The following is a 20,901-nucleotide window of genomic DNA, read 5'->3' on the forward strand; positions in this document are numbered from 1 at the left end:
TATTTCATATTTATTAATCGTAAAAGCTAATATTATTAGCTTTTTTAAACCACTTAAAACTGTTATGGGTAAACTTATTTTAATTCCAATTTTATTTTTTGGTCTCATTATTTTAATCTCTGCATTCTTTGTTGTAAAACAACAAACAGCAGCTATTATTGAGAGATTTGGAAAATTTCATAGTATAAGACAATCTGGGTTACATTTAAAAATTCCTATTATTGATAAAATTGCTGGACGTTTAAGTTTAAAAATTCAGCAATTAGATGTAATTATAGAAACTAAAACTAAAGATGATGTTTTTGTTCGTTTAAAAGTATCTGTACAATACCGTGTTATAAGCCAAAAGGTTTATGATGCTTTTTACAAACTAGATTACCCACACGATCAAATTACAAGTTATGTTTTTGATGTTGTTCGTGCCGAAGTACCAAAAATGATTCTTGATGACGTATTCTTAAAGAAAGATGATATTGCCATTGCAGTAAAATCTGAACTTAACGATGCTATGCTAGATTATGGTTTTGATATTATTAAAACTTTAGTTACAGATATTGATCCAGATCAACAAGTTAAAGAAGCTATGAACCGTATTAATGCTGCAGATAGAGAAAAAACTGCTGCACAATATGAAGGTGATGCACAACGTATTTTAATTGTAGAAAAAGCAAAAGCTGAAGCTGAAAGTAAACGTTTACAAGGACAAGGTATTGCAGACCAACGTCGTGAAATCGCTAGAGGTTTAGAAGAATCTGTAGAGGTATTAAATAAAGTTGGTATTAACTCTCAAGAAGCTTCTGCTTTAATTGTAGTAACACAACATTACGATACTTTACAAGCTATTGGTGGTGAAACTAATAGTAATTTAATTTTATTACCTAACTCACCACAAGCAGGAAGTAATATGCTTAACGATATGGTTGCTAGCTTTGCAGCAAGTAATCAAATTGGAGAGGCTATGAAAGAAGCTAAACTAAAAAAGAAACTAGATAAGCAATAGCTAACTAGTTATAAATAGTAGAAAACCCGAAGTTAAAGCTTCGGGTTTTCTTTTGCCTTAGCTAAAATATTTTGCAAGCTATTTAAATAATTTTCTAGTTGCTTTTTATGAACTTCTGGATTTTCTTCTGAAGGGATTGTTTGAGGAATTTCATCCAAATGCTTATAAACCTCAGGATAATTATCTTCAATTTCTCTAGTTATATTACTAATTTTAGTAAGAAGGTCTCTATTTTCCATAATGTTTTGATTTACTCTAAAATTATAAAAACAATTACTTAACTAGAAATTTTTAAAGTTAATTAATACTTAAAAGGATGTCTTTCTTTCCACTTTATTGTTGGATTTAAATACTTAACAATAAGCTTAAGCATTGAATTTGCTACAAAGTTTGTATGTTTCATATAAATATACATAGGCTTTGGTTTTGCACCAATAGAGCTTTTTATTTCCATTGCAGTTCTTGCATAAACAATTTTTTTAAAATTATTTTTAATGCCAAATTGTGCCATATCAAAAAGCATGTTTAAGTATAATTGGTTTTTATGTTGGTATTTATGATTATAGCCTAAAAAATAGGTTTCTAATGTTGAGTTATTTAAAATTAAAGTATAAAAACCAACAAGTTCTTCTTCTAAAAAATAACCAAACACTTTAAAATTATCTTTTAGTTCTCTTTTTAAAATTTTAAAATGATTTTGCTTTAATATAAAAGTATTTACACGCGCATTGTCTGATACATTTTTATATAATTGATACATTTTAGATTCTAACATGTTTAACTCTTTAAAAGTTAATTCTTGCTTAGTAATTTGTGCTCCCTTTTTTTTGGCCGATTTAAAACGATCTCTATACTTTTTTGTAAAGGCCGATGTATAGTTTTCTAATGTATTCCACGATTCTGGTATATTAAAAATCATATTGGGTTGTACTTGAACTTTGTAAAGTTTTTGGGTATTAAAAAAGTCCTGATTATTATGGATTACATCGTTTTTAAAATAATCTTTAAAAGCTATTAGTCTAATTTTTTTATTCTGTTCTTGTTTTAAATTAGTTTTAATTTCATTAATAACTAAAGATAATTGCTCTAAATACTCTTTATAACTAATCTCTTTTATATTAAAATATAAACCGTGTTGTCCTGTGTGCATTATATTACCAATAACCAACGTATTACCTCTAACTATTTTAGATATTAACTGTTTTGTTTTTTGAGTTAAATACTTATCCTTATTATTTCTAAAAATATCTTTAAGATACATTTCTACTCGCTGTATTATAGCTATTCCAACAAGCTCTTTAGCTTTAAAAAAAGCTATGTAATGTAAAGTAATATTTTTAGGAGAAGATTGCTCTAATGCGATTAAAAATGGTGTTTTTAAAAAAACATCATTATTAGGTAAAGCATTCCAGGAGTCTGGAAGTTGAGAAACTTTATTATATATTTTAACTTGTAGTTTATTCATAAAAAAACTGATGGCAACCCATCAGTCTTAAATTTATTTTTTTATAAAATTACATTATTAAATCCAACCACAAACAATTGCTCCCATAACAGCTAAAGAAACAATCCAATATCCAGAATTAATAAAAATATATTTCCAACTTTTTCGCTCAAACATACCGTTAATTGCTATTACAGGAAAAAACAAGAAAACACCTGCTAAAATACCGTGTAAAGCACCATGTTTAAAAGTTCTAAATTCATTTTTATACTCTTCCATAAAAGCTTTATAATTTGCTGTTTCGCCAAGTTCACCTTGTGCTAAACTATAAGCTCCCATTTGGTGTGTGGTTAATTGTTGTAAAAAAAAAGCTAAAACAAATGATAGTAATAAAGTAAGTACAAAAATAACAGCCATATTACCACTTTTCATTTTATCTGGTGTCATTTCTGCTTCTCGCATCCATGAATTTCCAAAAGTTTTTGGATTATACCATAAAAAACCTATTAGAATAGGTGCAATTGCAGCAACTAAAATTGCTAAAAAATTAAATTCCATAATTATTTTGTGTTAGGTTAGTTGTTTTAAAGATACAAAAAAGCCTCTAAATTAATATTTAAAGGCTTTTTATATATGTTATTTAAATTTAGGCTAATGCTTTAGCTTCTGTTACTAATAATTCGTTTTTATCGGCTAATGCTTTAGAAATAAACTCGTTTATTGCTTCATTTTTTTCTAATCCATTTTCTAATAATACGCCTAAACTAATCATAGTAATTATACGTGTTCCAGCCTTTTTTACTGCTGTTCCAAAGAGTGGTTCTATATCTTGATAACTAATATTTTTAGCTAGTTCTTGGATTTCTAATTTAGCTTTTTCACGTTGCTCATCCTTCATTCTATCGTACTTTTTACCGTAAGATTTAATTTGATCTATTGCTGGACGCTTATTTTGTTGTGATTGTTTTTGTTGGTTATTATTATTTGTTTTAGGTTTTACTTTCGCCCAAGAATCTCTTAAACCAACTGTTTTATTAAACACTAATTTTTTTGCAGTAGAATCTTTATCCACATTAAAATAACCTAAGCGTTGAAATTGAAACTGCTCACCTATTTTTGCTTCTACTAAGCTTGGTTCTACAAAAGCTTCAATTACATTTAAAGAATTAGGATTAATAAATTCCATAAAATCTTTATCTGCATGGCTATCTGGAGCTTCGTCTGTAAATAATCTATCATATTCACGAACTTCTGCTTTTATAGCGTGTTTTATAGATACCCAATGTAAGGTACCTTTTACACGTTTTTCGGTATCGGTAGAATATGTACAGCGTATTTCTGTAATTTCTCCATTATTATCTTTTACAACACTTTCTGCTTTAATAATGTAGGCATTTTTTAACCTTACTTCACCACCTAATTTTAATCTAAAAAATTTGCTACTTGCTTCCTCTTTAAAATCTTCTTTTTCAATGTATAATTCTCGAGAAAATGGTACTTTTCTAAAACCAGCACTATCGTCTTCTTGATTATTTTCTGCCTCTAGCCATTCTTCTTTATCTTCTGGATAATTAGTAATCACTAGTTTTACTGGATTTAAAACAGCCATTACTCTATCGGCTTTTTTATTTAAATCTTCACGAATACAAAATTCTAAAAGAGATACATCTATTATATTTTCTCGCTTGGCAACACCAACAGTTTCTACAAATTTTCTAATAGATTGTGGTGTATAACCACGACGGCGTAAACCAGAAATAGTAGGCATTCTTGGGTCGTCCCAACCAGAAACTATACCATCTTCAACCAATTTAAGTAACTTTCGTTTACTCATTATGGTATAACTTAAATTTAAACGTGCAAATTCACGTTGTTTAGGAAGCATTGGATACTTGTTCTTTGCAAAATTATATACTTGTTCCTTAAACCAATCGTAAAGTTCTCTATGCGGCTTAAATTCGAGCGAACATAAAGAGTGAGAAATTTGCTCTATATAATCGCTTTCTCCATGTGTCCAATCGTACATTGGATATATACACCAATCGCTACCTGTACGATGGTGGTCTTTTTTTAAAACACGGTACATAATAGGATCTCGCATTAACATATTTACGTGTTGCATGTCTATTTTAGCACGTAAAATATGTTCGCCTTCATTACATTCTCCTGCTTTCATTTTAGAAAAAAGAGCTAAGTTTTCTTCAACCGTTCTATTTCTATAAGGTCCATCTACACCAGGTTGTGTAGGTGTTCCTTTTTGCTCTGCCATAGCTTCGCTTGATTGAGAATCTACATAGGCTTTTCCTTCTTTAATTAGTAGTATTGCCCAATCGTAAAGTTCTTGAAAATAATCTGAAGAGTAGCGCTCTTCTGCCCATTTGTATCCTAACCAAGATACATCTTCTTTAATAGCATCTACATATTCCTGTTCTTCTTTTGCAGGATTTGTATCGTCGAAACGTAAATTTACTGGTGCATTATATTTTTCACCTAGTCCAAAACTTATTCCTATAGCTTTAGTATGGCCAATATGCAAATAACCATTTGGTTCTGGTGGAAAACGAAAACGTAATTTATCTTTAGATAATCCGTTGGTTAAATCTTCTTCAATAATGTGCTCTAAAAAATTGAGCGATTTGGTTTCTGTAGACATAAATATAACTATTGATTAATGCTATTAAATCAATTTTAATAAGCTGTAAAATTAATGAAATTACGTAACAAAATATATATTTATAATACTTATACTTTGAATTGTTTATGTAAAATTTTAAAATTATGAATTACGAATGCCCAAAATGCCATAATACTTCATGCGATATAGACCAAATGCAAGCTACTGGAGGACTATTTTCAAAGCTTTTTAACATTCAAAATAAGAGATTTACAACTGTAACATGTAAAAAGTGTACATATACAGAGTTTTTTAAGTCTAAAACTAGTACAATTAGTAATATCTTTGACTTTTTTACTAATTAAAATAATTTAATGGGAATAATTAAAGTTGAAAATATCCGCGTTTATGCATATCATGGTTGTTTAAAAGAAGAAACTGCTATTGGAAGTGATTATCGTGTAGATTTAAAGGTAAAAGCCGATTTACAAAAAAGTGCTAACTCTGATGCACTTAGTGATACTGTAGATTATGTTTTTTTAAACAAAGTTGTTATTGAAGAAATGGCAACTCCAAGTGCACTTTTAGAGCATGTTGCTAAACGTATTTTAGACCGTATATTTACTGAAGATAAGTTAGTTACCGTTGCTACAGTTGCTGTAAGTAAAATAAATCCGCCTATAGGAGGAGATGTTGAAATGGTAACTATAGAATTAACTGAAAAAAGAAAAAGTTAAACTATGTAGTGTTAAAAGGTAATTATTTTTATATTTGCCTTCCAATTAAGGTGTCGTGGCCGAGTGGCTAGGCAGTGGTCTGCAACACCATCTACAGCGGTTCGAATCCGCTCGACACCTCTAAAAAAGCGTTACTTTTTAAGTAACGCTTTTTTTATTTTAAAATTTTTATAGTAATTAATAAGGGCTTTTTAATGAGTTTTCTCTTCTATTTGCTCAAATATTTCTTGAGGATTTAAACTATCTTTTGGTAAGAAACCTTTAATTATAAGTACAATTCCACAGATTACTAAAATTAAACCTAATAAACGTTTAACTTTTATAATAGCATTAGGTGTTAATTTATTTTTAAGTTGTTTTGCTAATAGTATTTTAAAAATATCTGTTACAAAGTAAGCTCCAATCATAGCACCAAAAAATACTACAAATCTATTTGCATTATTTTCTAAACTTGGACCAACTACAATTATTACTCCTAACCAAAATACTAAAACACCAATGTTTATAAAGTTTAAAAAGAAACCTTTTATAAATAATCTAAAATAATCGGTTTTAGGTATTACTATTTTCATAGTTTCTATAGCTTCTTTTTTAGGTTTTTTAAAAAAGATAATAAAGCCATAAATTGCTAAAATAGTACCGCCAAATACATAAAGTCCTGGTTGATTACTTAAGTTTTCTAAGAGTTGAAAACTTGAAAAATATGCAATAGCAATAAATAAAATATCTGCTACAATTACACCTAAATCGAAAGCTAGAGCAGCACGAAATCCTTTTATTACACTAGTTTCTAATAATACAAAGAATACAGGACCAATCATAAAAGCTAGAAAAAAGCCTAATGGTATTGCCGCCTGAATATCTTCAATCATATAAAAAGTAAATGTTTATTACAAAGTAAAGAAATTAAGTGGTTAAAGTAAAGTATTTACTATTTTTAGTTAAATGATTTAAAATAAAAAAAGCTTCAGATTACTCTGAAGCTCTTTAATTAAATATCGGGTAAATTTTATTTTTTAATTTCTATTTTACCTCCAAACGTGTGTTTTTTAGTTACATTATTTGGATTTCCATAAATGTAAATATCACCACCTGCTGTTACTCTTGCATCTACTGTTTCGCTTGCATTAACATCTGCCTCTCCACCTGCTTTAATTTTAACTATTGTGTTTTCTGTTTCAAACTCACGACCTTCATAAATGCCTCCAGTATTTAATACTATTTCTTGAGATTGAGCTTTACCTTTTGTTGCAATTATACCACCAGAAACAGATCTTACTTCAAGATTTTTTACATCTAATCCTATTTTTAATACTGCTCCTTCTTGTGCACGAAGTTCTATTTTGTCTTGTACTATTAACTCGTTTCCAACAATTTTAGTACCTTCATTTCCATCTATTACCTCTAAATTTGTATAATGTACAGCTACAAAAGTTTTAGTTCCATCAAAAATACGATCAAATTTCATGCGTACTTTTAATATTCCATTTTTAGAAATAATTTCTACATCATCTGCATCTTGTCCAGAAATTATAACTTTGTTTTCATTAGCTTTTACTAAGCTTATATGTATTAAATCGAAGACTTTAACTGTATTAAAATCTTGTACTTTCATCTCTTTTGGATTTTGTCCAAATATTGCAATAGACATAAAAAGAAGCACTACTGTTGTAATATATTTCATAATAAAGTATTGTTTCTTTTAAAGAGTATTAAAAGTTAAAAGTGTTACAGTATTACAAAATTATTTTTCTGTAGCTACGTTTACAGCTGTTCCAGTAACTGATACAAAAAAATAAGAACCATTAACGGTTTCAAAATCTACATTTATTCCAACAACTGCATTTGCATTTAAATTTCTAGCATTGTTTTGTAATTTTTGAAAAGCTACTTCTTTAGCTTCGTTAATTACATTATCCATAATAGCTTTATTCTTGCCTGAATTAAAAGAAAAATTTGTTTTTGTTTCGTAAGAGTTTCCTGTTACAATTCCTTTATATTCTATAATTCTAAAACCTTCAATTGAATTTGTTGTAGTTAAAACCATAATTATTTTTTTTATTAGTTGTTACTTTATAAAAAATGTTACAAAATTTAAGTTTATACAATTTAACTATTTGCTTTTCCAATTAATTCGAAATCTAGGTGTCGTTTTACTAAATCGGCTTGTTTTACTTTTACAATAACTTCGTCTCCAAGCTGATACATTATTTTTGTTTTTTGTCCTATTAAAGCAAATTGATCTTGATCAAATTCATAGTAATCGCCTTTTATATCACGAGTTCTAACCATTCCTTCGCATTTATTAGAAATTATTTCTACATAAATTCCCCAATCTGTAACTCCAGAAATTACACCAACAAATTCTTCGTCTTGATGATCTTGCATAAAACGAATTTGCATGTATTTAATAGAGTCTCTTTCGGCTTTTGTTGCTAGATTTTCCATATTACTAGAGTGTTTACATTTTTCTTCGTAAACCTCCTCGTTTGCAGATTTTTCTCCATCTAAATACCTTTGTAATAAACGATGTGCCATAACATCTGGGTAACGACGAATTGGAGATGTAAAATGACTATAGTAGTCGAAAGCTAAACCATAATGACCAATATTATGTGTTGTATATTCTGCTTTAGACATAGTTCTAATAGCTAAAGTATCTACAAGATTTTGTTCTTTTTTACCTTGTACATCGTTTAATAACTTATTTAAAGAAGATGCTATACCATTTTTACTATTAAAGTTAATTTTATGTCCAAATTTAGAGACAACGCCTTGCAAAGCCATTAATTTACTTTCGTCTGGCTCGTCATGTACTCTGTAAACAAATGTTTTTTCTGGTTTTTGTTTACCAACAAATTCTGAAACCTTTCGGTTTGCTAATAACATAAATTCTTCAATTAATTTATTAGCATCTTTACTGGTTTTAAAAAATACTCCTATAGGATTTGAATCTTCATCTAAATTAAATTTAACTTCTACTTTATCAAAAGATATTGCACCATCTCGCATACGTCTTCCACGCATTATTTTTGCAAGTTCGTCCATTTTTAAAACAGCGTCTGCAATGGCTTGATCTGTTTTATATTCTTTTCCTGTTAATGAAACTTCGGCTGGAATGGTATTGTTTTTATTTTCTATAATGGCTTGTGCTTCTTCATATGCAAAACGTGCATCAGAGTAAGTTACTGTTCTACCAAACCATTCTTTTTTAATTTGTGCTTTATTATCGAGCTCAAAAACTGCAGAAAATGTATATTTTTCTTCATGCGGACGTAATGAACATGCACCATTACTTAAAATTTCTGGTAACATTGGCACTACTCTATCTACTAAATATACAGATGTTGCACGCTCGTAAGCTTCATCGTCTAAAACGGTTCCTTCTTGTAAATAATGCGAAACATCTGCTATATGAATTCCTATTTCGTAGTTTCCATTTTCTAAAACGGTAAAAGATAATGCATCATCAAAATCTTTAGCATCTTTTGGGTCTATGGTAAAGGTTAAATCTTTACGCATATCTCGACGCTTTTTAATTTCTTCTGGTTGTATTTTTAAATCTATATTATTTGCATAATCTTCCACTTCTTTTGGAAACTCGTATGGTAAACCATAATCTGCTAAAATGGCGTGAATTTCGGTATTATGTTCACCAGCTTTTCCTAATACTTTTAAAACTTTACCGTTAGGAGAATCGGCTTTTTCTGGCCAATCTTCTAGTGTTACAAGTACTTTATCACCATCTTCGGCCTTTAAAGTTTTGTTAATTGGTACAAAAATGTCTGTTTTCATTTTATTACCATCGACCACTACAAAAGCAAAATTATTATTTTTATGAAGTTGAATTATTCCAACATACTCTGTTTTAGCACGTTTAATAATTTTAGTTATTTCGCCTTCTAATTTGCCACGTTTTCTTCTTTTATAAACGTATAATTCTACTTCATCACCATTTAAAGCTTTATTAACATTGTTTGATGCTATATAGATATCATCTTCAAAATCATCGCAAATAACGTATCCGTTACCACGTTGAGCTGCATCAAAAATTCCTGTATGGTATTCTGTATTATTTACTATTTGAAACTTACCACGATCTATTTCTTTAATCTCTTCTTTAGCTTTAAGTTGCGCTAATTTTTTTATAATCTGATTACGGCTACTAGCATCGTTAACGCCAAGTTTAGCTGCAATTTGTTTATAGTTAAAGGATTGGTTTCTATCTTTTTTTAAAATACTTAGAATTGTATTTGTTAGGTTGGAAATCTTGTTATGACTTGGTTTCCTATGTTTTTTTTTTGTCATTTAATTTGTAATCTAATTGAATTTCTAAGTTATGTGAAATTCTGTTATTTAAACTTAATTTATAAGGAGAAGATTGATTATTAAGTTTATACAAAGCTACGCTTTTAATATTTAATAGAAATTTATTTAATATTATGTTAACGTAAACACTTATTCACATATATATATATTATAATCTTTTTCTTTTAAAAATTTAAAAAAATAATAATGATTATTATAGCTTGTTAATAGCGGTATAACTTTTTTAGCCAATAGTTGTAAATGTTACTTTTCTGTTTCTGCTAACACGTTATAAACATCTTAAAGTATTGATTTTTACATAAATTAATAACACTATTAACAACTGTTTATAACGTTAGTTGACAACCTTTTTTTAATAAGTATTTTATTTTTTAGTGTTTGTATATCCATTTTTTTTAATGATAATTAACCAAAAGAAAATAGATAACTTTTTTGGTGTTTATATTTATATTTTTGTTTGAAAAATTTATTGAATAATCCTAATAAAAGTTTTAAAAAACTATGATTAGATATTAACAAATAGTCAATATTAAAAGATGTAGTTGTTAACAGTTTTACATTTTATGTTTATATGCATTAGTTTACATTATATAAAACCTTATTAGTGATGTATTTGATAACCAAAATAAAGCATTTGGTAACATTTTTTTAAATTTTTAATTTATATTATTTAGCATTGCAGTTAAGTTTTGAAATTTCATACTAATCATTAAATATATATTTATAAAATCAAGTTAAGGGATGGTTTTATAATTTAATAATGGATTAAATAAATAGCTATTAATCAATTATTTAAAAACTTGAGTATTTATTTACTCAAGTTTTTTTTATTTAATTAAGTTTTAATAACATATTAATGTTTTAAAAAAGCGTTTTATTAAATTTACAGCATTAAATAAAATAATTTTGTTTTCGATAAAAAACGAAACAAATAATAAATTAGATTATGACTATTTCTATAGGAAACGACCACGCTGGAACAGATTACAAATTTGCTATTATAAAACATTTAGAAAGTAATGGAATAGCCATTATAAATCAAGGAACAGATGCTACCGATAGTGTAGATTATCCAGATTTTGTACATCCTGTTGCAAATGATGTTGAAAAAAATAATGCTGAATTTGGTATATTAATTTGTGGTAGTGCAAATGGTGTTGCCATGACAGCTAATAAACACCAAGGAATACGTGCAGGAATTTGCTGGACAAAAGAAATTACAGCTTTAACAAGGCAACATAATAATGCAAATATAATTTGTATTCCAGCTCGATTTACAGCTTTACAACAGGCTATAGAAATGGTAGATACATTTTTAAATACTAAATTTGAAGGTGGAAGACACCAAAATAGAGTAGACAAAATACCTTGTTAATTGTCACAAAACCATCAACATAACCATACACATGATCATGTTAATTTAAAAGGAAGAAACTTATTAATTTCTATACTTTTAAATATAATAATTACTGTTGCCCAAATTATTGGTGGATTATTATCTGGAAGTCTTGCTTTATTAAGTGATGCCTTACATAATTTTAGCGATGTTGTATCACTTATAATTAGCTATATAGCAGATAAATTAACAAAAAGAAAAGCTTCACTACATAAAACATTTGGCTATAAACGTGCCGAAATTTTAGCTGCTTTTATAAATTCTTCAACATTAATAATAGTTGCTATTTTACTTATTATAGAAGCTATAAAAAGGTTTAAAAACCCTCAGGAAATAGAAAGTAGTCTAGTTATTTGGTTATCCTTTATAGCAATTCTTGGAAATGGATTTAGCGTATTATTACTTAAAAAAGATAGTAAATCTAATATGAATATGCGTAGTGCGTATTTACATCTTTTAACAGATATGATGGCTAGTGTAGCCGTTTTAATAGGTGGATTATTAATGAAGTTTTACAATTTATTTTGGGTAGATAGCGCTTTAACACTAGCTATTGCTATTTATTTAATTTGGATGGGCTTTCATTTACTTAAAGAATCTACAAAAGTATTAATGTTGTTTACTCCAGACACAATTCCTATAGAATTAATAATTAAAAAATTAAATGCTTTTAAAGAAATAAAAAACGTACATCACGTACATGTTTGGCAATTAAATGAAGAAGAAATACATTTTGAAGCTCATGTAGATTTTGAACATAATATAACATTAACAGAATTTGATGTTATTCTAACTAAAATAGAAAAACTATTATTTAAAGAATTTGATATCAATCATGTTAACATTCAACCAGAATTTGAAAAAGATGATGTTAAAGATGTAATTGTGCAAGATTAAATTATGATAACAATTAAAATTAAAGCTTTTAATGAATTTACAATACAAGAATTATATAATTTACTTCAATTACGAAGTGAAGTTTTTGTAGTAGAGCAAAACTGTGTATATCAAGACATAGATTTTAAAGATCAAAAAGCATTACATGTTATTGGTTACAAAAACGAAAAAATAGTAGCTTATACTCGCATATTTAGACCTGGTGATTATTTTAAATTGTCAAGTATTGGTAGAGTAGTGGTTGCTAAAAACCAAAGGCAACATAAGTATGGTTATGATATTATGAATGCATCTATTATAGCTATTAAAAAATATTTTAATACATCAGAAATTAAAATCTCGGCACAATGTTATTTAAAAAAATTTTATAATAATTTAGAATTTTTTGAAGTGGGAGAGGAGTATCTTGAAGATGGAATTCCACACATTGGAATGCTGTATAAAAAATAAAAAAAGTCTGTATAAATTTTTACACAGACTTTATAAGTAAAAAACTCTACTAAAAATTATTTACTTACATATAATTGATTAATAGCATACCAAACATAAATGTTCTTTTTAATTAAAAGAAAAAATACGGTTCAGTTTCAAAATTATTTGTTTAAAAACAAATTATAAGATAAAGTGTAAATTGTAAGAGATAAACAGTAGTGTATTTTAACCTTGTTAATTAACACTTAGAAGATTACATAAAAAAATAGCTTAATAGAAGTATTACTACAATAGTATGTTTTTACTCAGATTTGCCAACATAAGTTATTAAAATTTCCACACGTCTATCGAATTTTGGTTCTCCACCAAGAGGAAATTTTCTGCGTAAACCTACATATTTCATACGTTTTTTATCTACACCTTTTCTTGCTAAATAATCGTAAATATATTTAGCTCTTGCTACAGATAAGTTTCTTTTTCTTGTTTTTTTATCTACTGCATCACGACTGTTTTGAGTACAGCACACGTGACCTTGAATAGTAAAATAAATATTTTTATTATCAACCATTATTTTAGCCAATTCCTCTAATGTTTTTCTAGAATCTGAGGTTACATAACTATAACTTGTTTTAAAATAAATTTTATCTAAACGTATTTTATCGCCTTTTTTTATAGTACCTTTTTTAATATCGTTTGTTGTTTTTTCTTTTAGACCATCGTCTACATCAACATTTTCTTCGATACTATTTTCTATCTGTTTTTTATTAATTTTTTTAGTTACAATTATTTCTACTTTCCTATTTAAACCACGAATTTGGTGTACTTCATCTTCATGTAAAACTTTTAAAAGTATTTCTCCTTTTCCGTTTACATTTGTTATTAAATTAGGATCTATACCATAGCCAGAAAACATTTCTTTTATAGCGTCTGCACGATTTTGAGATAATTGTAAGTTATATTCATTAGAACCTCTATCGTCTGTAAAACCATAGATAGAAACTTTTTCTACTGGAATACTATCTAACGATGAAATAAAGAGTAGTAGCCTATTTTCTTCGGTTAATGGTACGATATATTTATCTGTATCAAAATATACATCGTGTGTAAATTGAGTTTGAGAAAACCCAAAATAGGAAACAAAAAATAATATGGTGATTAAAAATTTCATTTTAATAAATAGATTATTATATAAATTAATCTATAATAATTTATATGTTTTTAGTTTAAATAGCTATTATATTTAATAGGATTAGCTAATATTTCTGTAGCTTTTTTTATTTCTTTATTATGTAGTTTATAATACTCATACAATCCTTCTCTGTATACATAACGTTTAATAATTTCATCATTTAATAAACTCATAAGTTGAGATTTATTGTCGTCTACAGCTTTTAATTTTGCTTGACCTAAATTTTGGATTAATGTATTATAATCGCGTTTTATATCATCGTCTAAATTTTCAGATTTTGCAATTTCTAGTGCTTTATTTAAAGACTTTTCAGTATCGGTTTCAAAAGAAAAATTTGAAGCTTTTAAGAAATTTTTAAAATCATTAAAATCTGAATTTGTAAACTCCCAATTGTTTATATCTTTAATATTTTGATGTTCGTAATAGTATTTTGTTGCATAATCAAATACACTTTGATTGCTTAAAATAGCTTTAGTAATTGCAGAGTTTTTAGAGTAATCTAATGCTTCGTCTGGAAAAACACCACCACCATCAAATACTTTTCTACCGTTTTTAGTTTTAAAAACGTTATAATCTTTTTGTTTTACACGTATTGCATTTCCTTTTTCATCTTTATTCCAGTAGTCTAAAGCTTGTATACAACGACCAGACGGTGTATAATAACGAGAAATGGTTACTTTTAACTGCGTACCATAAGTTAATTTTTTAGGGCGTTGTACTAAGCCTTTTCCAAAACTTCTCGATCCTACAATTACTGCTCTATCTAAATCTTGTAAAGTACCAGAAACAATTTCACTAGCTGATGCACTACTACCGTTTATAAGTACAATTACTGGTATTTCGGTATCTATAGGATCTTTTTTTGTATAGTATGTTCTATTATATTTTTTAACCTTAGATTTTGTTGTAACTACTAATTGATTTTTTGGAACAAATAAATTAACAATATTTACAGCTTCTCTTAATAATCCACCAGGATTTCCACGTAAATCTAGTATAATATTTTTTGCACCTTGTGCTTTTAAATCTTTTAAGGCGTAACCGGTTTGTTGTGAAGCTTTTTCATTAAATTTTCCTAATACAATATAACCTGTCGTTTCATTTATTAATGAAAAATGCGGGACTGCATTTATTTCTATTTCACTTCGTTTTACTGTTGTATTAGCAGTTTTGCCTTGTCTTACATAAGTAATTTGTGCTTCAGAATTTGGAATTCCTTTAAGCAGGTTTCCTGCATCATCTTTATAATCTGATACTACTTGGCCATCTATTTCTATAATTTCGTCTCCTGCTTTTAAACCAGCTTTATCTGCTGGATAACCTTTGTATGGTTCGACAATTAATAATTTATCTTTTAAAATACGTACTTGTGCGCCTACTCCTGTATAATCTCCTGTTCTTTTAATTCTAGCTGCTTCTACATCTTGTTCGTTATAAAACTTAGTATAAGGATCTAACTCATTTAGCATATTTTTAATGGCATTATCCATTAATTCTCCAGGATTTGTTTCGTCTACATAATTCATATTCAACTCTTTAAAAAGAGTTGTAAATATTTCAATTTGCTTTGCAATTTCAAAAAAATCGCTATTGTAGGATTTAAATGCAGAACCTGTAAGTAAAATTGTAAGTGCTAGAACAGGAATTAGTACTTTTTGTTTTAATAATTTTTTCATAGTTCTATAAGTTAGAAATAGTATCTGTAAATTTTGTTAATGCTTTCTTCATTTTGGTATTAACCAATTCAAAATCTGGCATATCTTTACTAATATATAAAATCATTAACGCATAATTGTTAACATCATTATTAATTAACATGCTTTTATTTAATCTATAAGCTTCACGTAGTAAACGTTTTATACGAATTCTATCTACAGCTTTTTTAAAATTACGCTTACTAACCGAAACACCAACTTTACGAGAATCTCCACATTTTAAATAGACTAACCGCAAAGGATATGCCGAAACCGATTTTCCTTCGAGAAATAATTGTTCGATAGTTTTTTGGCTTTTAAGTTTTTCGTGTTTGTTATAGGTAAGTTTCATTATATAGTAAAAGAAAGTGCTACTTTTTAAAAATAGCAATAAGATGCTAATATACAAACATCAAGTAGAAATTAAATTTTTAAGAAAATAAAAAACCTCATCAATTGATGAGGTTTTAAACTTATATTTTAAGAGATTTTTATTTTTTATTATTCTCTTTGTTTATATCTGCCATTAAATTTTTGGTATCTATTTCTACACTTTTAACTTCTTTTTTTGCATCAAAAGAATATGTTGTGTGAGCCCATGCCCAATCCTTTATAATAGTTGCATTTGTTGGTTTTTCACCACGCATCATTTGTAAAGGAATGTAAATACTTTCTGTAGAGCCATCAACATAGGTTACTTCTAAATCTATAGGCATTGGCATTTCGCCAATGCGTTGTAACGTTACTGTATTACCATTAATACTTTTTACACCATAATCTATTGTATTTGTCGTCATAGTCCAATCTGTTAAGTACCATTCTAATTCTAAATTAGATACTTTTTCGGCAACACGAATAAAATCGTTTGGTGTTGGGTGTTTAAAAGCCCAATCTATAAAATATTGTTTTAAGGTTTGTTTTAAATTTTCTTCACCAATAATATATCCTAATTGAGATAAAAATACAGAACCTTTGTTGTATGCAGCAATACTATAAGCCATATTAGTTTCAAAACGATCGGCATGTGTTGTTTGTGGTTTTTCTTTACCAGATTTTGCTAAATAATCGTAACCTCTATATGCACCTAAAGAAGGATTATCTGCATTTTTTTTAGTAATATAGTCCATTGCACGATCGCTAATATAGCTTGTAAAACCTTCGTCCATCCATTCGTGTTTAGCTTCGTTAGTAGCTAATAAAAATTGAAACCATGTGTGTGCTAACTCGTGAGCTGTAACTCCCATTAAGCTACCAAATTTACGTTTTCCAGTAATTAAAGTACACATAGCATATTCCATACCACCATCTCCTCCTTGTATAACAGAGTATTGGTCGTAAGGATATTTACCTATATTTTCACTAAAATATTGCATCATTTCTACAGTTTTAGGCTGAAGATTTTTCCAATTTTCTAAGTTTTCTGCTGGTAAATCTTTTTTATAAAAAAAGTTTAATACTGGACCATTTGGTACTTGTACAGTATCGTGAATATAATCTGGATCTGCTGCCCAAGTAAAATCATGAACATTAGGAGCTTTAAAATGAAGTGTTTTTTTGTTACCATTCATTTCTGGATTGGGTTGAAGGTAGCCTGTACCACCAACAACATAATCCTTATCGATAGCTAATTTTAAATCAAAATCTCCCCAAACACCGTGAAATTCTCTTCCAATGTATGGATCTGCATGCCAACCTTCAAAATCGTATTCTGCTAATTTAGGATACCACTGCGTCATTGAAAGTGCAACACCTTCTGCATTATTTCTACCAGAACGACGAATTTGTACAGGTACTTGAGCATTAAAAACCATATCGAAAGTTACACTTTCTCCTGGTTGAATAGGTTTATTTAATGTTACTTCTAGAATTGTACCAACAGTTTCATGTTTAACTGCAGTTCCATTTTGTTTTAAATCGCTAACATTTATATAACCAATTTCGTTAGCCTTTAGCGTGCTAATTCTACTTTGCTTTTCTCCATTAACTTCTGTTACCATTCTAGAATCAGGATCTACTATAGACTGTAATCTAGCATCCATTTCGCTTCCTGGTTGAAAAGCATTAAAATATAAATGATAAAAGACTTTTTTTAATACATCTGGAGAATTATTTGTGTATACTAGGTTTTGTTTTCCTTGATATTGAAAGTTATTAACATCCATATCAATTTCCATTTTATAATCTACATGTTGTTGCCAATAAGTAGATTTATTAGAAGTGGTATTTGTACTAGTTTGATTTGATATTGGAGTAGATACACTTTTAGATGAGCCGCAACCCATTAAAAATAATGAAGCTGAAAGGCTAAATAGAAGAACTTTTTTCATTTTAATTTATTTTAAACAAAAAAACCTCAGTAACTTTTGGCTACTGAGGTTTTTTTAAAATTATTAATTATTTAGATAATTGCGATGCCATAATTAATGCATTGTAAGCATTAACCATTTTTCCAGATTTTGATAGTGTTCCAAAATCTCTAACGTCTTCTCCGTTTCCACCAACAACAACTTTAGTGTTAATTGCTAAACCAGAATCTAAAATTACTTGTTTTACTTGTGCAGCAGTTAGTTTTGGATATTGAGACCAAACTAAAGCAGCAACTCCAGCAACAGCAGGAGAGGCCATAGATGTACCACTAATAGCTTTATATTCATTCTCTGGGTATGTAGAATATATTTGTGCTCCTGGAGCAAAAACATCTACATTTTGTTTTCCGTAGTTAGAAAAACCTGCAACCATACCAGTTCCGTATTTAGGAGCTAAAGCACCAACACGAATGTAAGTATTACCTACTTCTACATAGTTTACATTATCGTCTGGAAAGTTAGGTTCTGTATCTACGTCTTTTCCATCGTTTCCTGCAGCATGAACAAAAACAACGTTGTTATCACTAGCATATTTAATAGCTTCTCTTACCCAATCCGCATGAGGTGAAAAACTCTTACCAAAACTTCCGTTAATAACTTTTGCTCCATTATCTACTGCATAACGTATTGCTTTTGCAACATCTTTATCGTACTCATCTCCATTAGGTACTGCACGAATACTCATAATTTCAACATTATTAGCAACACCATTTGCTCCTAAACCATTGTTACGCTCTGCAGCAATAATTCCAGCTACGTGAGTTCCATGGCTTTCAGATTTTTTTACCGGCATTACATTAGCGTTACCATAACCTGGTTTATCGTTAAAATCGTCTGGGTTATCTCCAGTAGTTCTTCCGTTAAAATCTTTATTTAAGTTAAAAGCAACTTGATCTCCGTAATAATCTAATCCGCCTTGAACTTGTTCAAGTACTGCTGGTAAAGAAGGAGCTCCACGCCCAAACATACTTGTTGCAGTATCTGCTGCAGCTTTTAATGCTGCATCATCTGTAGTAATGGCAGCAACTTCTTTAGATGTATAATCTTCTTTATTAAAGTGAGCTGTTAATGTTTTATGAGCATCATTTACAGAGTTATAAATACCTTCGTATTGTTGTTTACCTGCTAATGCTTTAGCATAATCTGTATCGTATTTTGCTTTAGCTTCTGCATATCTTGGCGCATTTGTATCTCCGCTTGCAACTAAACGTATATACTCTAATTGCTCATCGTATCCATCTCCTAAAAAGTTCCAACCATGTATATCGTCTACATAACCATTTTTATCATCATCAATTCCATTTCCAGGAATTTCTTTTTTATTAGTCCAAAGTACACCATCTAAATCTTCATGACTAATGTCTATACCAGAATCAATTACAGCAACAATAATTTTTTGTCCTTTATTACCTTTAATAATTTCAGAATATGCTTTATCAACACTCATTCCTGGAATAGTATCCTTTGCAAGGTCAAGGTGTCCCCAGTTTTTAGCTTCAGCATCTGTTAATTCAGCTTCTTTTAAAGGAGAGCTATCTATGTTTTCTACTGGAGTAGTTAAAATTGGTGCTCCACCACCACAGCTTGATAAAATAGCTGCCGAAAATACTGAAAACAATAGTGTTTTATTAATTAGTTTCATTTTTTATAAGTATTTATTTAGTTGTTATATATTAAAAATGTCTTTACAAGAAAAAGTGTCTTTTAAACGCACTCCTTTTTCGGTATGTTGCACAGTTATAAGTTCGTTATGTGCATCGTGCTCCAAAAATAAGTAATAATTATTATCTGCCGCTAAATTGAGGAATTTTTCTTTTTCGTCTAATGTCAATAGAGGTCTTGTGTCATAACCCATTACAAAAGGTAAAGGCAAGTGACCAACAGTTGGTAATAAATCTGCCATAAAACAAATAGTTTTCCCTTTATAATTTAGCATAGGAATCATTTGTTTTTCGGTATGCCCATTAGCAAAGAAAATATCGAATCCTAGAGCAGAGTTTTTTAAAATATCTTCTGAAGCGTTTTGCGGTAATTTAGTAAATTTTAAATGTCCGCTTTCTTCCATTGGCAAAATATTTTCTTTTAAAAATGATGCAACTTCTCTACGATTAGGCTGTGTTGCCCATTGCCAATGATTTTTATTACTCCAAAAATTAGCGTTTTTAAAAGCGGGTTCTAAAAGTGTTCTATCTTTATTGTATTGTATAGAACCACCACAATGATCGAAGTGTAAATGCGTCATGAAAACGTCTGTAATATCATCACGATGAAAACCATATTTTGCTAAAGATTTATCAATAGTATCGTCTCCCCAAAGATGGTAGTAACCATAAAATTTTTCACTTTGTTTGTTTCCCATTCCAGTATCTATTAAAATAAGACGTTTTCCGTCTTCAATTAATAAACAACGAGCAGCAATATCAATCATGTTATTGCTATCTGCGGGATTGGTTCTTGTCCATAAAGATTTAGGTACAACACCAAACATAGCGCCACCATCAAGTTTAAAATTACCTGCGTTAATAGGATATAAATTCATAGCTGCAAATTATGAAAAATGTAAGGATTGTAAGTAAACGTTAAGTTTTTATTAAGAATTTAATTGTTATAATTAACCTAGTAAAATTGTAATGTTTTAATTTATTTATACTTGCTAAGCGATTACGAGTTAATTTAATGCTTATTAAATTACATAATGATAAATAAGTGTTGTTTTTAAGGACAACTTAAAAAAGTTTTAAAAAAAATGAAGATAGATTTTTTCGTAGTACCTTACAAGCATTCAAGTAATCTTGGAAGTTTT

General features: G+C 28.7%; 20 protein-coding genes and 1 tRNA gene. 7 read left to right on the top strand and 14 right to left on the bottom strand.

Going from position 1 to position 20,901, the window contains the following annotated elements; translation table 11 throughout:
- Nucleotides 1-64 precede the first annotated feature (64 nt).
- Nucleotides 65-1,000 (top strand): SPFH domain-containing protein, encoded by a 936-nt coding sequence (locus CLV86_RS09220; RefSeq protein ID WP_076731575.1) that lies wholly within the window; start codon nt 65-67, stop codon nt 998-1,000.
- A 32-nt stretch (nt 1,001-1,032) separates the two neighbouring features.
- Here CLV86_RS09220 and CLV86_RS09225 read toward each other — a convergent pair whose 3' ends face one another.
- The 4 genes from CLV86_RS09225 to CLV86_RS09240 all read right to left on the bottom strand — a co-directional run bounded on the left by CLV86_RS09225 (nt 1,033) and on the right by CLV86_RS09240 (nt 5,097).
- A complete protein-coding gene (locus tag CLV86_RS09225) occupies nt 1,033-1,239 on the bottom strand; it encodes a hypothetical protein (RefSeq protein ID WP_076731576.1) in 207 nt (68 codons plus the stop codon).
- 62 nt (nt 1,240-1,301) lie between these two features.
- Nucleotides 1,302-2,465: a GNAT family N-acetyltransferase gene (locus tag CLV86_RS09230; protein ID WP_121051823.1), complete on the bottom strand. Its 1,164-nt coding sequence runs from the start codon at nt 2,463-2,465 to the stop codon at nt 1,302-1,304.
- 57 nt (nt 2,466-2,522) lie between these two features.
- Nucleotides 2,523-3,002 (bottom strand): DUF1761 domain-containing protein, encoded by a 480-nt coding sequence (locus CLV86_RS09235; RefSeq protein WP_076731578.1) that lies wholly within the window; start codon nt 3,000-3,002, stop codon nt 2,523-2,525.
- 88 nt (nt 3,003-3,090) lie between these two features.
- A complete protein-coding gene (locus CLV86_RS09240; protein ID WP_121051825.1) occupies nt 3,091-5,097 on the bottom strand; it encodes a glutamine--tRNA ligase/YqeY domain fusion protein in 2,007 nt (668 codons plus the stop codon).
- 125 nt (nt 5,098-5,222) lie between these two features.
- Here CLV86_RS09240 and CLV86_RS09245 point away from each other — a divergent pair, with 125 nt between their 5' ends.
- The 3 genes from CLV86_RS09245 to CLV86_RS09255 all read left to right on the top strand — a co-directional run bounded on the left by CLV86_RS09245 (nt 5,223) and on the right by CLV86_RS09255 (nt 5,915).
- On the top strand, nt 5,223-5,423 hold the full coding sequence (locus CLV86_RS09245) for a zinc ribbon domain-containing protein (RefSeq protein WP_121051827.1): 201 nt from the start codon (nt 5,223-5,225) through the stop codon (nt 5,421-5,423).
- A gap of 9 nt (nt 5,424-5,432) precedes the next feature.
- Nucleotides 5,433-5,795 carry a dihydroneopterin aldolase gene (folB, locus tag CLV86_RS09250; protein WP_121051829.1) on the top strand — a complete coding sequence of 121 codons (363 nt, stop codon included), beginning with the start codon at nt 5,433-5,435 and terminating at the stop codon, nt 5,793-5,795.
- Nucleotides 5,796-5,844: 49 nt separating this feature from the next.
- Nucleotides 5,845-5,915 (top strand) — tRNA-Cys (locus CLV86_RS09255).
- A gap of 71 nt (nt 5,916-5,986) precedes the next feature.
- On the opposite strand, the gene CLV86_RS09260 is transcribed toward CLV86_RS09255, so the two are convergent.
- From CLV86_RS09260 to rnr, 4 genes are all read right to left on the bottom strand, one after another.
- A complete protein-coding gene (locus CLV86_RS09260; RefSeq protein ID WP_076731582.1) occupies nt 5,987-6,667 on the bottom strand; it encodes a LysE family translocator in 681 nt (226 codons plus the stop codon).
- A 137-nt stretch (nt 6,668-6,804) separates the two neighbouring features.
- Nucleotides 6,805-7,479: a head GIN domain-containing protein gene (locus CLV86_RS09265; RefSeq protein ID WP_121051831.1), complete on the bottom strand. Its 675-nt coding sequence runs from the start codon at nt 7,477-7,479 to the stop codon at nt 6,805-6,807.
- 60 nt (nt 7,480-7,539) lie between these two features.
- A complete protein-coding gene (locus CLV86_RS09270) occupies nt 7,540-7,842 on the bottom strand; it encodes a heavy metal-binding domain-containing protein (protein ID WP_076731584.1) in 303 nt (100 codons plus the stop codon).
- Between the two features lie 62 nt (nt 7,843-7,904).
- A complete protein-coding gene (gene rnr / locus CLV86_RS09275; protein WP_121051833.1) occupies nt 7,905-10,103 on the bottom strand; it encodes a ribonuclease R in 2,199 nt (732 codons plus the stop codon).
- A 967-nt stretch (nt 10,104-11,070) separates the two neighbouring features.
- Between rnr and rpiB the strand changes: the two genes are divergently transcribed.
- Genes rpiB through CLV86_RS09290 form a run of 3 tightly spaced genes read left to right on the top strand, consistent with a single transcriptional unit; the run spans nt 11,071 to nt 12,867 of the window.
- The gene (gene rpiB / locus CLV86_RS09280) at nt 11,071-11,499 is read left to right on the top strand and encodes a ribose 5-phosphate isomerase B (protein ID WP_121051835.1); all 429 of its coding nucleotides are present in this window, start codon (nt 11,071-11,073) and stop codon (nt 11,497-11,499) included.
- On the top strand, nt 11,500-12,417 hold the full coding sequence (locus tag CLV86_RS09285) for a cation diffusion facilitator family transporter (RefSeq protein ID WP_076731587.1): 918 nt from the start codon (nt 11,500-11,502) through the stop codon (nt 12,415-12,417). It begins immediately after the preceding gene.
- Between the two features lie 3 nt (nt 12,418-12,420).
- On the top strand, nt 12,421-12,867 hold the full coding sequence (locus CLV86_RS09290; protein ID WP_121051837.1) for a GNAT family N-acetyltransferase: 447 nt from the start codon (nt 12,421-12,423) through the stop codon (nt 12,865-12,867).
- Nucleotides 12,868-13,150: 283 nt separating this feature from the next.
- On the opposite strand, the gene CLV86_RS09295 is transcribed toward CLV86_RS09290, so the two are convergent.
- The 6 genes from CLV86_RS09295 to CLV86_RS09320 form a co-directional block, all read right to left on the bottom strand.
- Nucleotides 13,151-14,017 (bottom strand): OmpA family protein, encoded by an 867-nt coding sequence (locus CLV86_RS09295; RefSeq protein ID WP_170148530.1) that lies wholly within the window; start codon nt 14,015-14,017, stop codon nt 13,151-13,153.
- A 50-nt stretch (nt 14,018-14,067) separates the two neighbouring features.
- Nucleotides 14,068-15,714: a S41 family peptidase gene (locus tag CLV86_RS09300; RefSeq protein ID WP_121051842.1), complete on the bottom strand. Its 1,647-nt coding sequence runs from the start codon at nt 15,712-15,714 to the stop codon at nt 14,068-14,070.
- Between the two features lie 4 nt (nt 15,715-15,718).
- On the bottom strand, nt 15,719-16,084 hold the full coding sequence (gene rnpA / locus CLV86_RS09305; RefSeq protein WP_076731591.1) for a ribonuclease P protein component: 366 nt from the start codon (nt 16,082-16,084) through the stop codon (nt 15,719-15,721).
- Nucleotides 16,085-16,223: 139 nt separating this feature from the next.
- Nucleotides 16,224-18,059: a M1 family metallopeptidase gene (locus CLV86_RS09310; RefSeq protein ID WP_121051844.1), complete on the bottom strand. Its 1,836-nt coding sequence runs from the start codon at nt 18,057-18,059 to the stop codon at nt 16,224-16,226.
- Nucleotides 18,060-18,126: 67 nt separating this feature from the next.
- Nucleotides 18,127-19,740: a S8 family peptidase gene (locus CLV86_RS09315; protein WP_121051846.1), complete on the bottom strand. Its 1,614-nt coding sequence runs from the start codon at nt 19,738-19,740 to the stop codon at nt 18,127-18,129.
- A 24-nt stretch (nt 19,741-19,764) separates the two neighbouring features.
- A complete protein-coding gene (locus CLV86_RS09320; RefSeq protein WP_121051848.1) occupies nt 19,765-20,637 on the bottom strand; it encodes an MBL fold metallo-hydrolase in 873 nt (290 codons plus the stop codon).
- Nucleotides 20,638-20,901: the final 264 nt, after the last annotated feature.

The organism is Lacinutrix venerupis (assembly GCF_003663945.1).
Lineage (GTDB): Bacteria > Bacteroidota > Bacteroidia > Flavobacteriales > Flavobacteriaceae > Lacinutrix > Lacinutrix venerupis.

Bases quoted from the DNA above. Each gene is read 5' to 3' on its own strand.
- CLV86_RS09235 (WP_076731578.1), bottom strand. From the start codon at position 3,002: ATGGAATTTAATTTTTTAGCAATTTTAGTTGCTGCAATTGCACCTATT.
- CLV86_RS09320 (WP_121051848.1), bottom strand. From the start codon at position 20,637: ATGAATTTATATCCTATTAACGCAGGTAATTTTAAACTTGATGGTGGC.
- folB (WP_121051829.1), top strand. From the start codon at position 5,433: ATGGGAATAATTAAAGTTGAAAATATCCGCGTTTATGCATATCATGGT.
- rnpA (WP_076731591.1), bottom strand. From the start codon at position 16,084: ATGAAACTTACCTATAACAAACACGAAAAACTTAAAAGCCAAAAAACT.
- CLV86_RS09295 (WP_170148530.1), bottom strand. From the start codon at position 14,017: ATGAAATTTTTAATCACCATATTATTTTTTGTTTCCTATTTTGGGTTT.
- CLV86_RS09230 (WP_121051823.1), bottom strand. From the start codon at position 2,465: ATGAATAAACTACAAGTTAAAATATATAATAAAGTTTCTCAACTTCCA.
- CLV86_RS09260 (WP_076731582.1), bottom strand. From the start codon at position 6,667: ATGATTGAAGATATTCAGGCGGCAATACCATTAGGCTTTTTTCTAGCT.
- CLV86_RS09225 (WP_076731576.1), bottom strand. From the start codon at position 1,239: ATGGAAAATAGAGACCTTCTTACTAAAATTAGTAATATAACTAGAGAA.
- CLV86_RS09310 (WP_121051844.1), bottom strand. From the start codon at position 18,059: ATGAAAAAAGTTCTTCTATTTAGCCTTTCAGCTTCATTATTTTTAATG.
- rpiB (WP_121051835.1), top strand. From the start codon at position 11,071: ATGACTATTTCTATAGGAAACGACCACGCTGGAACAGATTACAAATTT.
- CLV86_RS09240 (WP_121051825.1), bottom strand. From the start codon at position 5,097: ATGTCTACAGAAACCAAATCGCTCAATTTTTTAGAGCACATTATTGAA.
- CLV86_RS09245 (WP_121051827.1), top strand. From the start codon at position 5,223: ATGAATTACGAATGCCCAAAATGCCATAATACTTCATGCGATATAGAC.
- CLV86_RS09300 (WP_121051842.1), bottom strand. From the start codon at position 15,714: ATGAAAAAATTATTAAAACAAAAAGTACTAATTCCTGTTCTAGCACTT.
- CLV86_RS09220 (WP_076731575.1), top strand. From the start codon at position 65: ATGGGTAAACTTATTTTAATTCCAATTTTATTTTTTGGTCTCATTATT.
- CLV86_RS09270 (WP_076731584.1), bottom strand. From the start codon at position 7,842: ATGGTTTTAACTACAACAAATTCAATTGAAGGTTTTAGAATTATAGAA.
- rnr (WP_121051833.1), bottom strand. From the start codon at position 10,103: ATGACAAAAAAAAAACATAGGAAACCAAGTCATAACAAGATTTCCAAC.
- CLV86_RS09315 (WP_121051846.1), bottom strand. From the start codon at position 19,740: ATGAAACTAATTAATAAAACACTATTGTTTTCAGTATTTTCGGCAGCT.
- CLV86_RS09290 (WP_121051837.1), top strand. From the start codon at position 12,421: ATGATAACAATTAAAATTAAAGCTTTTAATGAATTTACAATACAAGAA.
- CLV86_RS09265 (WP_121051831.1), bottom strand. From the start codon at position 7,479: ATGAAATATATTACAACAGTAGTGCTTCTTTTTATGTCTATTGCAATA.